General features: G+C 70.2%; 14 protein-coding genes. 10 read left to right on the top strand and 4 right to left on the bottom strand.

Annotation, left to right across the window (positions count from 1 at the left end; all coding sequences use genetic code 11):
- Positions 1-9 precede the first annotated feature (9 nt).
- From AB0M48_RS06480 to AB0M48_RS06460, 5 genes are read left to right on the top strand one after another with little or no spacing between them, the layout of a single operon-like run.
- Positions 10-447, top strand: coding sequence for an SRPBCC family protein (locus tag AB0M48_RS06480; protein WP_363836338.1), 438 nt, complete (start codon positions 10-12; stop codon positions 445-447).
- Between the two features lie 51 nt (positions 448-498).
- On the top strand, positions 499-1,233 hold the full coding sequence (locus AB0M48_RS06475; protein WP_363836337.1) for an ABC transporter ATP-binding protein: 735 nt from the start codon (positions 499-501) through the stop codon (positions 1,231-1,233).
- Positions 1,230-2,201: an ABC transporter permease gene (locus AB0M48_RS06470; protein WP_363836336.1), complete on the top strand. Its 972-nt coding sequence runs from the start codon at positions 1,230-1,232 to the stop codon at positions 2,199-2,201. Before AB0M48_RS06475 ends, AB0M48_RS06470 begins: the two co-directional genes overlap by 4 nt.
- A gap of 35 nt (positions 2,202-2,236) precedes the next feature.
- Positions 2,237-2,614, top strand: coding sequence for a GntR family transcriptional regulator (locus AB0M48_RS06465; RefSeq protein ID WP_319986978.1), 378 nt, complete (start codon positions 2,237-2,239; stop codon positions 2,612-2,614).
- A gap of 25 nt (positions 2,615-2,639) precedes the next feature.
- Positions 2,640-3,503: an ABC transporter ATP-binding protein gene (locus AB0M48_RS06460; protein ID WP_363836335.1), complete on the top strand. Its 864-nt coding sequence runs from the start codon at positions 2,640-2,642 to the stop codon at positions 3,501-3,503.
- On the opposite strand, the gene AB0M48_RS06455 is transcribed toward AB0M48_RS06460, so the two are convergent.
- Together AB0M48_RS06455 and AB0M48_RS06450 are read right to left on the bottom strand one after the other, a co-directional pair.
- A complete protein-coding gene (locus AB0M48_RS06455; RefSeq protein WP_363836334.1) occupies positions 3,497-5,035 on the bottom strand; it encodes an NAD(P)/FAD-dependent oxidoreductase in 1,539 nt (512 codons plus the stop codon). The genes AB0M48_RS06460 and AB0M48_RS06455 overlap by 7 nt on opposite strands.
- Positions 5,032-5,895 carry an NAD-dependent epimerase/dehydratase family protein gene (locus AB0M48_RS06450; protein ID WP_363836333.1) on the bottom strand — a complete coding sequence of 288 codons (864 nt, stop codon included), beginning with the start codon at positions 5,893-5,895 and terminating at the stop codon, positions 5,032-5,034. The genes AB0M48_RS06455 and AB0M48_RS06450 overlap by 4 nt, the downstream gene beginning before the upstream one ends.
- Before the next feature lie 202 nt (positions 5,896-6,097).
- Between AB0M48_RS06450 and AB0M48_RS06445 the strand changes: the two genes are divergently transcribed.
- Positions 6,098-7,336, top strand: a complete 1,239-nt coding sequence (locus tag AB0M48_RS06445; protein ID WP_363836332.1) for an ABC transporter substrate-binding protein — start codon at positions 6,098-6,100, stop codon at positions 7,334-7,336.
- A 53-nt stretch (positions 7,337-7,389) separates the two neighbouring features.
- On the opposite strand, the gene AB0M48_RS06440 is transcribed toward AB0M48_RS06445, so the two are convergent.
- Entirely contained in the window at positions 7,390-9,720 is a 2,331-nt protein-coding gene (locus AB0M48_RS06440) for a Tex family protein (protein WP_363836331.1), read from the bottom strand.
- Between the two features lie 49 nt (positions 9,721-9,769).
- Between AB0M48_RS06440 and AB0M48_RS06435 the strand changes: the two genes are divergently transcribed.
- Both AB0M48_RS06435 and AB0M48_RS06430 read left to right on the top strand, forming a co-directional pair.
- Positions 9,770-10,867, top strand: coding sequence for an alkaline phosphatase family protein (locus AB0M48_RS06435; RefSeq protein ID WP_363836330.1), 1,098 nt, complete (start codon positions 9,770-9,772; stop codon positions 10,865-10,867).
- 45 nt (positions 10,868-10,912) lie between these two features.
- On the top strand, positions 10,913-11,773 hold the full coding sequence (locus tag AB0M48_RS06430) for a patatin-like phospholipase family protein (RefSeq protein ID WP_363836329.1): 861 nt from the start codon (positions 10,913-10,915) through the stop codon (positions 11,771-11,773).
- Positions 11,774-11,866: 93 nt separating this feature from the next.
- On the opposite strand, the gene AB0M48_RS06425 is transcribed toward AB0M48_RS06430, so the two are convergent.
- Positions 11,867-12,394, bottom strand: a complete 528-nt coding sequence (locus tag AB0M48_RS06425) for a hypothetical protein (RefSeq protein WP_363836328.1) — start codon at positions 12,392-12,394, stop codon at positions 11,867-11,869.
- Between the two features lie 71 nt (positions 12,395-12,465).
- Here AB0M48_RS06425 and AB0M48_RS06420 point away from each other — a divergent pair, with 71 nt between their 5' ends.
- Positions 12,466-13,044, top strand: a complete 579-nt coding sequence (locus tag AB0M48_RS06420) for a sigma-70 family RNA polymerase sigma factor (RefSeq protein ID WP_363836327.1) — start codon at positions 12,466-12,468, stop codon at positions 13,042-13,044.
- Positions 13,041-13,850, top strand: coding sequence for a hypothetical protein (locus AB0M48_RS06415; RefSeq protein WP_363836326.1), 810 nt, complete (start codon positions 13,041-13,043; stop codon positions 13,848-13,850). Before AB0M48_RS06420 ends, AB0M48_RS06415 begins: the two co-directional genes overlap by 4 nt.
- Positions 13,851-13,876 lie beyond the last annotated feature (26 nt).

Genomic DNA, 13,876 nt, shown 5'->3' with positions numbered 1-13,876 from the left:
TTCCCCGGCATGGCTGAGGTCGCGCTGAACATCGAGGCACCCGTCGCGCACGTGTGGGACGTGCTCGCCGACGGCTGGTCGTACGGAGGCTGGGTGGTGGGGGCGTCGCACATCCGCGACGTCGACACCGGCTGGCCCAAGCCCGGCACGCGCATCCATCACAGCGTGGGCCCGTGGCCGCTGGTCATCCAGGACGTGACCGAGGTGGTCCGGTGTGAGGCCCCTGCGCTGCTGGAGCTGGACGCCCGGCTCTGGCCCGCGGGCGCGGCGCGGATCACCTTCGCCCTGCGGGCGCTGTCCGAGTCGTCGACGGAGGTGCGCATGACCGAGAGAGCCGTGCGCGGGCCGTCGACGCTCCTGCCGAACGTCGTGCAGGACCTGCTGCTGACGCCCCGCAACAAGGAGACGCTGCACCGCCTCGGCGATCTGGCCAGGGGACGAGCCTGATTCATCACCCTTTCACTAGGTAACTAGTGAAAGGGTGATATGGTCGCTCCCATGAGTCAGAGGGAGCATCCGCCTGTCCTGGCGGAGAGCCTGGGGAAGAAGTACTCGCGGGGCTGGGCGTTGCGCGACTGCTCGCTGGAGATCCCGGCGGGCCGGATCGTCGCGCTCGTCGGGCCGAACGGGGCCGGCAAGAGCACGCTGATGGGCATGATCACCGGTTTGCTGCGCCCGACGACGGGCCGGATCTCGGTGTTCGGCGACGTGCCGAACGGGCGGGGGATGCACCGGTCGGTGGCGTTCCTGACGCAGGCCAAGCCGCTGTACCCGCAGTTCACGGTCACCGAGACGCTCAAGTACGGCCGCAACTCCAATCCGGGGTGGGACCAGGCGTACGCCGAGGAACTGGTCGAGAAGGCGCAGGTGCCGTTCGCGGCCAAGGTCGGGACCCTCTCGGGCGGCCAGCGGACGCGGGTCGCGCTCGCGCTGGCGCTGGGCAAGCGGCCGCGGCTGCTGATGCTGGACGAGCCGCTCGCCGACCTCGACCCGCTGGCACGTGAGAGCGTGTTGCAGACGCTCGTGCAGGAGTGCCGGACGCAGGGCATCACGGTGCTGCTGTCGTCGCACGTGCTGGCGGAGCTGGAGGACCTGTGCGACCACCTCGTGCTGCTCGCCGACGGCCGGGTGCGGCTGGCGGGTGACGTCAGCGCTTTGCTGCGGACGCACTCGCAGCACCGAACGCTCAGTCAGCTCGCGCTCGCCCACATGCGGATGGAGGTCGCGGCATGACGTGGATCGTGTGGCGTCAGCAGCGGCCCGTGTTCATCACGCTCGTCGCCGGGCTGGTCGTGGCGGTGACGGCCATCCTGTTGTTGCGGGCGGGGATGGCGGCGGACCTCGCCGCGCGCAACCTCGTGGACTGCGCGGCGAAGGGCCTGGAGGCGTGCATGGGCCCGGCGGCCACCGAGTTCCAGACCGCCTGGTTCGACAAGATGCACATCGCGCAGGCCACGGTGCTCGTGGCGCCCGTGCTGATCGGTGTCTTCGTCGGCGCGCCGTTGTTCGCGCGGGAGTTCGAGCAGGGCACCCACGCGCTGGCGTTCACGCAGTCGGTCAGCAGGACGCGCTGGATGGCCACCAAGTTCCTCGTCGCGGCACTGCCCGCGCTCGTCGTGGTGATCATCTACCAGCTCGTCGTGCACAGCTGGCTGGACGTGGCCGGCAAGCTCGGGCCGCTGGCGACGGGGGAGTTCTACTTCACGACCTTCGACTCGCACAGCGTGTCGCCGGCCGCGTACACGCTTTTCGCTTACACGCTCGGCATGTTCACCGGTGCGCTGTTCAAGCGCACGCTCGTGGCGATGACGCTGACGCTCGGCCTGTTCGTCGCCGTGCGGGTCGTGCTCTCCGGCGTGCGGGAGTCCCTGATCACGCCGACCCGGTTGCTCTCCGGCGACCTGGACGGACCCGCGCTGGCCGGTCGCGGGCCCCTGGTGGTGGAGTCCGGATTCCTCGACGCGAGGGGGAACGTGATCGCCGATCCCACGCCGATGATGAACTGCGGCTCCAAGGCCGACGCGCAGGGCGCCGTCGACACGGCGGCCTGCTACCGGGAGAACGGGCTCGCGCAGCGGTACGCGGACGTCATCCCCACCGACCAGGCGACGACGCTGCACCTGCTGGAGGGGTCGATCTTCGCGGGACTCGCGGTGCTGTTCGTGCTGGGCTCGGTGTGGGCCGTGCGCAGGCAGGTGTGACTTGAGTGGACGGGTGGGCACCTATGCTGAGCGGCGTGATCGAGTTTCGCATCGATCGGCACTCCGGGGTGTCCACCTATCTCCAGATCGCCGCGCAGGTCAAGCAGGCCATGCGGATGGGGCTGCTCGGACCCGGCGACAAGCTGCCGACGGCACGGGAGGTGGTGGAGGCCACCAGGGTCAACCCCAACACCGTGCTGAAGGCGTACCGCGAGCTCGAGCACGAGGGTCTCGTGGAGGGCCGCCGGGGCATGGGCACGTTCATCACGGCCTCGCTCGCCACCGACGCGACGAAGGCGGACGCGCCGCTGCGGCAGGACCTGGAGCGGTGGATGGACCGCGCGGTCGACGAGGGGCTCTCGGCCGACGAGGTCGACGCGATCTACACCGACGTGCGGGGCACGCACTACTGATGTCCACTGTGGACGTGGGAGCACGATGAACGCCAGTCCGGTGCGGGCCGAGGACCTCGCGAAGCACTTCGGGCGCACGAAAGCGCTCGACGGCTGCTCGTTCTCGCTGCCGGAGGGCAGCGTGACCGGGCTGGTGGGGCCGAACGGCGCGGGCAAGAGCACGCTGCTGTCGCTGATCGCCGGGCTCGCGAAGCCCACCCGCGGCGAGATCACCGTGCACGGCACGGCGGTGCGCGGCCGGATGCACCCCGACGTGTCGCTGCTGACCCAGAAAAGGCCGCTCTACGACCAGTTCACCGTGCGCGAGCTCATGCGGGCGGGCGCGGCGATGAACGACCGCTGGTCGGCTGAACGCGCGGACGAGGTGCTGGATCTCCTTGCGGGAGTGGACAAGGACGCGAAGGTGCGCACCTTGTCCGCCGGCGCGCGCACGCAGGTCGCGCTCGCGCTGACGCTCGGCCGGCTGCCGAAGGTGTTGCTGCTGGACGAACCGCTGTCCGACCTCGACCCGCTGGCGCGCGACGAGACGTTGCGGATCGTCATGACCGACGTCGCGGAACGCCGCACGACGGTGCTGCTGTCGTCGCACCTGCTGACCGACCTCGGTGACGTCTGCGACCACCTGTTGCTGCTGGACGAGGGCCGCGTGCAGGTGGCTGGTGAGATCGACGAGATCCTGGGCGGCCACCGGGTCGTCGTCGGACCCGCCGGACTGGACCTGGAGACCGACGGGGTCGTGGTCGACTCCTCGCACACGTCCCGCCAGACGACGGCGCTGGTGCGCGGCAGCAGTGCCCCTGAAGGTTTCCAGACCGAACACCCCGACCTGGAAGCACTGGTGATGGGGTACCTGCGGGCATCACGCACCCGCAGGCTGGCCCGTCAGTAGAGGGCTTTCTGTGCTCCCTGGATCAGCGCGCGGTACAGGCCGCCCGCCACGCCCCAGCGCGCCAGCGCCGCCCGTGCCGCGTTCGCGCCCGCCGCACCGTGCACACCGCCGCCCGGCCACGCCGACGAACCCGTGAGGTACAGCCGGTCGAACGGGGTGTCCGCGCGGCCGAGACCCGGCACGGGCCGGAAGATGAGCTGCTGGTGGATCGCCGCCGTGCCGCCGTTGACCGAACCGATGTCCGCGGGGCCGAGCACCGAACGCCCGAGGATGCGCGAGCGGAAGCCGGGCGCGCGTTCCTCGATCATCAGCTCCAGGCGGTCGGCGCGGCGCTTCAACCGGTCCGGCGTCCAGTTCCCGCCCAGCGGCACGTGGGTGTAGGCCCAGGCGGCCTCGGTGCCGGCGGGGGAGCGCGTCGGGTCGCTCGTCGTCATCTGGCCCAGGATCATGAACGGGTTGCGCGGCACCTTGCCGCACGCCAGTTCGTGGGCCACGCCCGCCAGGCCGTTGAGGTCGCCGCCGAGGTGGACCGTGCCCGCCTGCGCGGCTTCCGCGTTGCGCCACGGGATCGGGCCCGACAGCGCCCAGTCGACCTTGATCGTGTCGCCGTCCCACTGGAACCTCTTCAGGTCCTCCGCGAGCTTCGACGGCAGCGCGTCGCCGCCGATCAGGTCCAGGTAGAGCCTGGGCGCGGGCACGTCGGCCAGGACGGCGCGGCGTGCGCGCACAACGGAACCATCTGCCAGACGCACGCCAACGGCGACACCACGTGCGTGCAGCACTTCGGTGACACGAGCACCGGTCTCGATGCGTCCACCGAACCTGCGGACCAGCGACGCGGTCAGCTCGCCCGCCCCGCCGCGCGGCACGGGGTTGCCGACGTCCTGGGCGAGCATGGCGAGCAGCCAGCCGAAGCCCGCGCCGCCGGCCTGGTCCGGGCCGAGGTCCGAGTGCATCGTGTTGCCCGCCAGCAACAACCGGGCGCCCTCACCGGCGAAGAGCTCCTCGCCGAGGCGGCGCGAGGGCAGCGTCAGCAGTCGCACCAGCCGCAGCGCGTCACCGGCGCCGAGAGTCCTGAGCAACGACAGACCGCCGCGCACGGGCGGGAAGGGCCGGAGCAGGCTCTCCAGCACGGCGCCGCGCACCTGCTGCCAGCGTGCGTACTCGGCCTGCCAGGCCTCGGAATCCGAATGAGCGAAGGAGCCAACGGACTTCGCGGTGACGTCCACGTCACGAGAGAGGAGCGCGACACGGTCGTCCGGCAGCACGTGGGCCAGCACGGCAGGTGCGTGCTGCCACTGCACGTCGAGGTTCAACGCGCCGATGACGGGCGAGCCGAGGCCGAGGGGGTAGAACGCGCTGTAGACGTCGTTCGTGAATCCCGGAGCGGTGATCTCGGCCGATGTCACGGCACCACCGGTCGTCTCGCGCTGCTCCAGCACGAGCACGTCCCAGCCCGCGTCCGCCAGCAGGGTGGCGGCGACCAGCCCGTTCGGGCCGGAGCCGATGACGACCGCGTCGACCTCGTTCACGCACGTCCTCCCATTGCAGCGATGACCTCACGCAGCACATCACGCGCGTCGTGTTCGGGCCACCATCCCAGATCTTCATGTGCTCGTGTGGTGCGCACGAGAGGTGCCTGATCGGCCATCCGGACCCACTCCGGGGTCAGGGGCTGCAGCCGCAGCAGCGCGGTGGCGCCCGCGAGCTTCTCGATCACCGGGTACGGCACCGGCACCCGGACCGCGCCCACGCGGTCGGCGATCATCGGCGCGGTCAGCACCGGTTCGGCGGCGAGGTTGAAGGCTCCCAGCGCCTTGCGGTGGATGATCTCGACGATCGCGCGCGCCACGTCGTCCGCGTGCACGAGCTGCAGGCGCAGGTCGTTCCACAGCGGGACCGGCAGGAACGGCAGCAGCCCCGGCGGGAGCAGCGGGCTGAGCAGCCAGCGGCGGATCTTCTCGGCGGCGGACGCCTGCCCGATGCCGCACGGCCGGATCACCGTGCACGGCAACGGATAGCGCTGGACCATCTCCTCCAGCCGCACCTTGTGCGCGCTGTAGGTGTTGCCGGCGATGCCCGTCAGCGGCCACGACTCGTCGACCCTCGACCAGCGTTCCGCCGGACCGTACGCCGCGACCGAAGAGGCGAGGACGAGGTGGCCGACGTCTTCTTTGACGCACGCGGCGAGCACGTGCTCGGTGCCGTCGATGTTCGTTTCTCGATTCGTCGGCTTGATCGCCCACGCCAGGTGCACCACGACGTCGGCGCCGCGGAACGCGTCGCACAGGGACGACAGTGTGCGCACGTCGACGCCGGCGTCCTCGAAGTCCAGGTGGCGGCGCAGCGCGCTGCCGACGTTGCCGGACGCACCGGTGACGACGATTTTCACCCTGCCGGGATACCCGCGATGTGAGCGATCACGCGTATCTCATTTCGTTCGGTACCGAAGAGCTAGCACACTCCGTAGTCGAGCGGTAGTCACATGAACCTAACGAGCCTGTGTTCCGTAGCACATAAGGGGCCATTGTGTGAGGCTCCGCTCAATACTGAGCTACCGCTTAGTATGTCGATCTTCTGGACAAGGACCCTGCATGCCCCTCCGCCGTGTACTGCCCACCGCCGCCTTGGCGCTCGCCGTCCTGGTGGCCGGCTGCGGTGCCAAGACAGACCAGAAGGTCCAGGTCAAGACCGGTCCGGGCGTTACCGACGACACGATCTCGCTCGGCATCCTGACGGACATGACAGGGCCGTTCAAAGCCTCCGCGCTGACCCGCATGAAGGGCTACGAGCTGTACCTCAAGCAGGTCAACGACCGCGGCGGCATCTGCGGCCGCCGGATCGAGCTCAAGCAGAAGGACCACGCGTACGACGTGCAGAAGGCGCTCGACGCGTACTTCGACCTCGAGCCCCAGATCCTCGGCCTGCTGGAGCTCGCCGGCACGCCGATGACCGCGGCGATCGAGCCCGACATCATGCAGACCCGCACGCTGACCGCTCCCGCCTCGTGGGCCGCGTCGCTGCTCGGCAACCCGCACATGATGATCGTCGGCACCACCTACGACCTCGACGTGATCAACGGCCTCGACCACTACAAGCGCAAGGGCGTGATCAAGGACGGCGACACCGTCGGCCACGTCTACGTGCAGGGCAGCTACGGCGACAACGCCGTGGAGGGCAGCCGGTTCGTCGGGACGCAGTGGAACATGAAGATCGCCGAGCAGCCGATCGGCGAGACCACCGCGGACCTCGCGCAGCAGATCGGCGCGCTGAAGGCCGCGGGCGCGAAGGCCGTCGTGCTCAGCACCACCCCCGCCCAGACCGCCGCCGCCGTCGGCGTGGCCGCGGCGCTGAAGTGGGAGGTGCCGTTCATGGTCAACGTGGTCGGCTTCGACACCGCGATCCTCGACTCCCCGGTCGGCCCGGCCGTCGAGAAGCAGGTGTCCGTGGTGACGTCGGTGGCCCCGTTCACCGGCAGCCAGCCAGGCCCGCGCGAGGTCGCGGCGGCGTTCAACAAGTACTACCCGAACGACAAGCCCGCGATCTACGTCGACCACGGCTACACCGTCGCGAAGGTGTTCCTCTCCGTCGTGGAGAAGGCCTGCCAGGACGGCGACCTGACGCGGGACGGCGTGCTGAAGGCGTTCCACAACACCAACGGCCTGGACACCCAGGGCCTGACCAGCGCGCTGCACTACTCGCTCGTCGGACGGCCGTCCGCGACGCAGTCGTACATCACCAAGGTCGACTCGAAGGCGCCCGGCGGTCTCACGACCGTCGAGGAGCTGTTCGAGTCCGAGCTCGTGAAGGCCAAGGGCACCCGCGCCAAGTAGTGACCAAATGAGAAACGCCCCTCCCGGCTTCGGGAGGGGCCGTTTCCGTCGCCCTACTTGCCGAAACCGGCCTTGCGGAGCGCGTCCGCCATCGAACCGCTCGCGGGCGGCGCGGCGGCGCGCTGCTGGCCGCCGCGCTGGGGCTGCCCGCCGCGCTGCTGCGGACGACCGCCGCGGTCACGACCGCCGCCACCGCCCTGCTGCTTCGGAGCGGGCTTGCCCGGCTCGTCGGTCAGGCGCAGCGTCAGGCCGATGCGCTTGCGCGCCTCGTCGACCTCCAGCACCTTCACCCGCACCACGTCACCGGACTTCACGACGTCGCGCGGGTCCTTCACGTAGGTGTTGGACAGGGCGGAGATGTGCACGAGACCGTCCTGGTGCACGCCGATGTCCACGAACGCGCCGAACGCGGCCACGTTCGTCACGACGCCCTCCAGCACCATGCCGGGCTTGAGGTCGGCGATCTTCTCGACGCCGTCCGCGAAGGTCGCCGTCTTGAACGCCGGGCGCGGGTCGCGGCCGGGCTTCTCCAGTTCGCGGAGGATGTCCGTGACGGTCGGCAGGCCGAACTGCTCGTCCACGAACTTCTCCGGCCGCAGCTTCGTCAGCACGGCCGTGTTGCCGATCAGCTCGGTGCCCGCCTCCTGCTGCATCCTCCGCACGACCGGGTACGCCTCGGGGTGCACCGAGGAGGCGTCCAGCGGCTCGTCGCCACCGCGGATCTTGAGGAAGCCCGCGCACTGCTCGAACGCCTTCGGGCCGAGCCGCGCCACGTCCTTCAACGCCTTGCGCGACCGGAACGGGCCGTTGGCGTCGCGGTGCAGCACGATGTTCTCCGCGAGACCGGCGGTGATGCCGGAGACGCGGCTCAGCAGCGGCACGGAGGCGGTGTTCAGGTCGACGCCGACCGCGTTCACGCAGTCCTCGACCACCGCGTCCAGCGACCGCGACAGCTTCGACTCCGCGAGGTCGTGCTGGTACTGGCCCACGCCGATCGACTTCGGGTCGATCTTCACGAGCTCGGCCAGCGGGTCCTGCAGGCGGCGGGCGATCGACACCGCGCCGCGGATCGACACGTCGAGCTCCGGCAGTTCGGCCGACGCGTAGGCCGACGCCGAGTACACCGACGCGCCCGCCTCGGACACCACGATCTTGGTCAGGTTGAGCTCGGGGTGGCGCTTGATCAGGTCGGCGGCGAGCTTGTCGGTCTCCCGCGAGGCCGTGCCGTTGCCGATCGCGATGAGGTCGACGTTGTGCTGCTTGGCCCACATCGCGAGCTTCGCGATCGACTCGTCCCAGCGGTTCGCGGGCACGTGCGGCTGGATGACGCCGTGCGCGACGACCTTGCCGGTGGCGTCGACGACCGCGACCTTCACGCCGGTGCGGTAGCCGGGGTCGAGGCCCATCGTGGCGCGCGTGCCGGCCGGGGCCGCCAGCAGCAGGTCGCGCAGGTTCGACGCGAACACCTTCACGGCCTCGTCCTCGGCGAACGACCGCAGCCGGCCGCGCAGGTCGATGCCCAGGTGCACGAGGATCCGGGTCCGCCACGCCCAGCGCACGGTGTCGGTGAGCCACTTGTCGCCCGGCCGGCCCTGGTCGTCGATGCCGAACTTCGAGGCGATGCGCACCTCGAACGACGAGGGACCCTCCTCACGCGGCTCCTCCGGCTCCAGGACGAGGTCGAGGACCTCCTCCTTCTCGCCGCGGAACAGCGCCAGGATGCGGTGCGAGGGCAGCTTCGCGAAGGGCTCGTCGAAGTCGAAGTAGTCGGAGAACTTGGCGCCCTCGGTCTCCTTGCCCTCGCGGACCTTGGAGACCACGCGGCCGCGCGTCCACATCTGCTCGCGCAGGTCGCCGATCAGGTCGCTGTCCTCGCCGAACCGCTCGACCAGGATCGCCCGCGCGCCCTGCAGGGCGGCCGCGGCGTCCGCGACCTCCTTCGCGGGGTCGACGAACTTCGCGGCCTCCTCCTGCGGGTTCAGGCCAGGATCACCCAGAAGTGCGTCGGCCAGCGGTTCGAGACCGGCCTCCTTCGCGATCTGGGCCTTCGTGCGGCGCTTCTGCTTGTAGGGCAGGTAGAGGTCCTCGAGCCGCGCCTTGGACTCAGCGGCGAGGATCTGCGCTTCGAGGGTGTCGGTGAGCTTGCCCTGCTCGCGGACGGAGTTGAGGACGGCAGCCCGGCGCTCTTCCAGTTCGCGCAGGTAGCCGAGGCGTTCCTCGAGCGTGCGCAGCTGGGCGTCGTCGAGACCGCCGGTCGCCTCCTTGCGGTAGCGGGCGACGAACGGGACGGTCGCGCCACCGTCGAGCAGTTCGACAGCAGAGCCGACCTGGCCCGCGGCCACTCCGAGCTCGTCAGCGATCTTCTGGTGGATGAGCGTTGTCACAGCGCGCCATTCTGCCCGTTGTCCGATCCGACGTGGCACGGTGTCCTTCATGACCATCGCGGAGGTCGTCCCATCACTGCTGTCGGGCCTGGGAGTGCCGGGTGCCGACAACACGCTCGGCCTGCCACCGGCCCGGCGTGTCGTCCTGCTGCTCGTCGACGGCCTGGGCCACGAACTGCTGCGCGCGCACGCCTCGCACGCACCGTTCCTGTCGTCGATGGCCGGCCGGGAGATCTCCGCGGGCTTCCCGTCGTCGACCGCGACCAGCCTCGCCTCGATCGGCACCGGGCTGCTCTCGGGTGAGCACGGCATCGTCGGCTACACGTTCGCGGTCGGGGACGAGGTGCTCAACTCGCTGACCTGGTCGCGCGCCGACGACCGCCACCACGACCTGCGCAAGACGCTCGTGCCCGAGGTCGTGCAGCCCCATCCGACGCTGTTCGAACGCGCGGCGGCGGCCGGTGTCGCGGTCAGCGTGGTCGCCCCGCTGTTCCACCGCGGCAGCGGCCTCACCAGGGCGGTGCTGCGCGGCTCGTGGTTCCGGGGCGCGGCGGGGTTCGGCGACCTCGCCCTCGGTGCTCTCGCGGCCGTGCGGGAGGACCGTTCGTTCTGCTACGCCTACCACGCGGACCTCGACACGATCGGGCACATCTACGGGCCGGGTTCCGAGGAGTGGTTGCTGCAGCTGGAGTTCATCGACGCGCTGGTGTCGCGGATCGCCGAGCGCATGCCGCCGGACTCGGTGCTCGCCGTCACGGCGGACCACGGCATGATCACCGCGGGAGAGCGGATCGACTTCGACACCGAACCCCTGCTGTGGCAGGGGGTCCGGGTGATCGCCGGAGAACCCAGGGTGCGGTACCTGCACACCGAGAGCGACGAGGTCCTGGACGTGTGGCGCGAGTACCTCGGCGGCCGCGCCGACGTGCTGACGCGTGCGGACGCGGTGGACGCCGGGTGGTTCGGCCCGATCAGCCCGCTGGCGGCGGACCGCATCGGAGACGTCGTGGTGGCGATGAAGGGCTCCGCGGTGGTCGTGCGCAGTCAGGCGGAGCCCATGTGGACCGGTATGAACGGGTTCCACGGGTCGCGGACCCACGCGGAGCTGGCGATCCCGATCCTGGTTCACTCAGTAGCTTCAGTGTAGGTTGAAGTCAGTCCTTTCCGTTGTCTCGCTTTAGGATCACCGGACGTGACGATCAAACTGCCAGGACCAGTCGGGTTCGTGCTCGGAGGCGGGGGAAGCCTCGGCGCCGCGCAGGTCGGCATGCTGCGCGCCCTGCGCGAGCACGGGGTCCGGCCCGACCTCGTCGTCGGCACCTCGGTCGGTTCGGTCAACGGCTCGCTGCTCGCGCTGGACCCGGATCGGGCGGCCGAGCGGCTGGGCGTGCTGTGGGAGGGCATGACGCGGCAGCGGGTGTTCCCCGGCGGGCCGATCGCGCAGCTGAGGTCGTTGCGCACCAACAAGACCTACCTCTTCCCGAACACCGGTCTCGCACACGTGCTGGCGGAGGGGCTCGGCGGCTGTTCGTCCTTTCAGGACCTGGCACTGCCGTTCGGCGCGGTGTCGGTGAACGGCGTGACCGGCGAGGCCGTGAACATCACCGAGGGCGAGCTGGTCCCCGCGATCCTCGCCAGCGCGGCGATCCCGGGCGTCTACCCGCCGGTGCGCATCGGTGACCAGGTGCTCTACGACGGCGGTGTGCTGGCGAACGTGCCGATCCGGCAGGCCCTGGCGATGGGCGCGAAGTCGTTGGTGGTGCTGGACTGCGCGTTCCCCGGCCACCTGCCGACCGTGCCGGAGACGCTCGCCGAGACCCTGCTGTTCTGGGCGACGCTGGGCATGCGCAACCAGGCCGTGCTGGAGGTGGAGCTCGCCTCGCAGACCGCTCCGGTGCTCTACCTGCCGGGCCCGCCCGTGCAGGCCGTGACGCCGCTGGACTTCTCGCACACCGCGGAACTGGTCGAGGCCTCCTACCAGGCCTCGGCCGCGTTCCTCACGACGCTGGAGTTCGCCGGCGTGGGCCTTTACGGGCACCCGTCACACGGGTAGCGCGATGCAACGACCTCAGGACGAAGGTCAAGTCCGGTTCACTGGCCAACCACCGCGGCGTGCGGTTCATCGACCTGCCCGCGACCACGACCGCTAACAGGTCAGCACCCGCCCGACGTTGTGCTCGGCGATCTCCCGCATCGCGTCCCGGTGCGGGAAGTCGCCTTCCAGCAGCCGCAGCGGACCCTCCACAAGGGACAGGTGCTGTGCCAGCCGGTACAGCGACATCCGTGCCGGGTCGAGACCGGGGACCGGGCGGTAGTGGGGGCCGAAGCGCAGTTCCAGGAACACGTGCTCCCACTCGACGTCGAAGAACATCACGCCCTCGCTGTCGACCAGCACCAGCCTCGGCACGCACGCCCCGGCCTCGGACAGCGCCGTGTGCGCCGTGAGGAACAGGTCGCGCCCGCTCGCGTTGCCGAACAACGGGTCCTGCTCGTGCTCGGGCCAGTAGTCCTCGCTCGTGCGCCACACGTAGGCGATGCCCGTCGTGCCGTCGTCGAGCGTCAGGCGGTAGACGCCCTTCTTGCTGCCGCCGTGCAGGCGGACCACGTCGCGCAGTTCACGGCCGTACGCCGCCTGCGCGATGTCCGCGAGGCCGGCCACCCCCAGATGTGCCACGCCGCGGGACGCTAGTGGTGGGCGCGTGAAACTGGTGCCAACACTTCTGGGGCGAGCGGACACGAACAGACATGACAACCGAAGACCCTGACGACCGCGTGCTGTGGTCGCAGGCGGCTGGGGGCAGTGCGCACGCCTTCGGGGTGCTGTTCGACCGGCACGCCAAGGCGGTCTACAACCACTGCTTCCGGTTGACCGCGTCCTGGGCGGAGGCCGAGGACCACCTGCAGGCCACATTCCTGCTGGCCTGGCGCAAGAAGAGCCAGGTGGCGCGCCTCGAACGGGAGTCCGCGCTGCCGTGGCTGCTCACCGTCGCGACCAACGTCGTGCGCAACGAGCAGCGGTCGTTCACCAGACGGGTCAGAAACCTGCGCAGGGTCGGGGAAGAGCGCGCTGTGCCCGACCACGCGGACATGGTCGCCGAACGGCTCGATGACCAGCAACGGATGAAAGAGCTGCTCGCTGCCGTGGAGAAACTGCCGCGCAACGAACGTGAGGCGCTCGCTCTCTGCGTGTGGGCCGAGGTGTCCTACGAGGATGCCGCCGCCGTGCTCGGCATCGCCGCGGTGAGCGTGCGGGCGCGGGTCAGCAAGGCGAAGGCGAAGCTCCAGCAGCAGCCGGTGCTCGTGCACACAGGGGAGGACCGATGACTACCACGCTTCCGCCGGCGCGCGAACTGCCCCCCGGCCGTCAGATCCAGATCCGCGCCCGGCTCGAACGGTCGGTGGTCCGGCGCCGGCGCGGGATGCGCCTCGCCACCACGGCCACGGCGCTCACCGCGGTCGTCACCGCCGTGGTGCTCGTACTGCCCGACCAGCCGACCAGCGGGTACTTCTCGACGCAGCCCACGATCCACGGGCTGAGCCGGGAACAGGTCGAGGACATCGAGGAGGGGTGCTGGAAGGCGTCGCGGACCCCTGCCCGGCCGGTGCTGCACCGCTACCACCAGGACGCCGCGGGCACGCTCGCCCTGCTCTACACCCCGACCGACGCGCTGGCGTGCGACCTGAGCACGCCGGGGAGCTACTACTCGAACGCGCACCTGCCCAACCGCAAGGCGTTCGACACGCGCTGGCTCAACGGGCACTTCTCGATCGACCACCAGCACCAGATGAGCGGCGACCGTGCCGGACGGCCGGGCAGCCAGACGGTGGCCGGGCGGGTGGACTCGCAGGTCAAGCGAATGACCTGGACCTACTTCGGCAGGACCGTCGAGGCCGAGATCGTCGACGGCACCTTCGTGGCGCGGATCCTGCAGCCGACCGACTGGGACTTCCCGAAGGAACGCGACGGCAGCGAGTCGCTCAAGGCCTACGACGCCGAGGGCAAGGTGCTCGGTGACACGCGGGTGGACCTGAGCTGGTGCTACGTCGACCGGGAGGGCTCGATCATCTCCGGTTCCTTCGACCCGCTGCCGGTCCCGGACTTCTGCAAGCCCGCCGAACCGTGGCGCTGAACGCCACTACCGACCGGTTGGTCCAA

This window comes from Lentzea sp. NPDC051208 (assembly GCF_040682435.1).
Classification (GTDB): domain Bacteria; phylum Actinomycetota; class Actinomycetes; order Mycobacteriales; family Pseudonocardiaceae; genus Lentzea; species Lentzea kristufekii.
The sequence above is the reverse complement of the archived record's forward strand: the minus strand, read 5'-3'. Positions and strand labels throughout refer to the sequence as shown.

Bases quoted from the DNA above. Each gene is read 5' to 3' on its own strand.
- AB0M48_RS06435 (WP_363836330.1), top strand. From the start codon at position 9,770: ATGACCATCGCGGAGGTCGTCCCATCACTGCTGTCGGGCCTGGGAGTG.
- AB0M48_RS06460 (WP_363836335.1), top strand. From the start codon at position 2,640: ATGAACGCCAGTCCGGTGCGGGCCGAGGACCTCGCGAAGCACTTCGGG.
- AB0M48_RS06475 (WP_363836337.1), top strand. From the start codon at position 499: ATGAGTCAGAGGGAGCATCCGCCTGTCCTGGCGGAGAGCCTGGGGAAG.
- AB0M48_RS06445 (WP_363836332.1), top strand. From the start codon at position 6,098: ATGCCCCTCCGCCGTGTACTGCCCACCGCCGCCTTGGCGCTCGCCGTC.
- AB0M48_RS06415 (WP_363836326.1), top strand. From the start codon at position 13,041: ATGACTACCACGCTTCCGCCGGCGCGCGAACTGCCCCCCGGCCGTCAG.
- AB0M48_RS06480 (WP_363836338.1), top strand. From the start codon at position 10: ATGGCTGAGGTCGCGCTGAACATCGAGGCACCCGTCGCGCACGTGTGG.
- AB0M48_RS06420 (WP_363836327.1), top strand. From the start codon at position 12,466: ATGACAACCGAAGACCCTGACGACCGCGTGCTGTGGTCGCAGGCGGCT.
- AB0M48_RS06470 (WP_363836336.1), top strand. From the start codon at position 1,230: ATGACGTGGATCGTGTGGCGTCAGCAGCGGCCCGTGTTCATCACGCTC.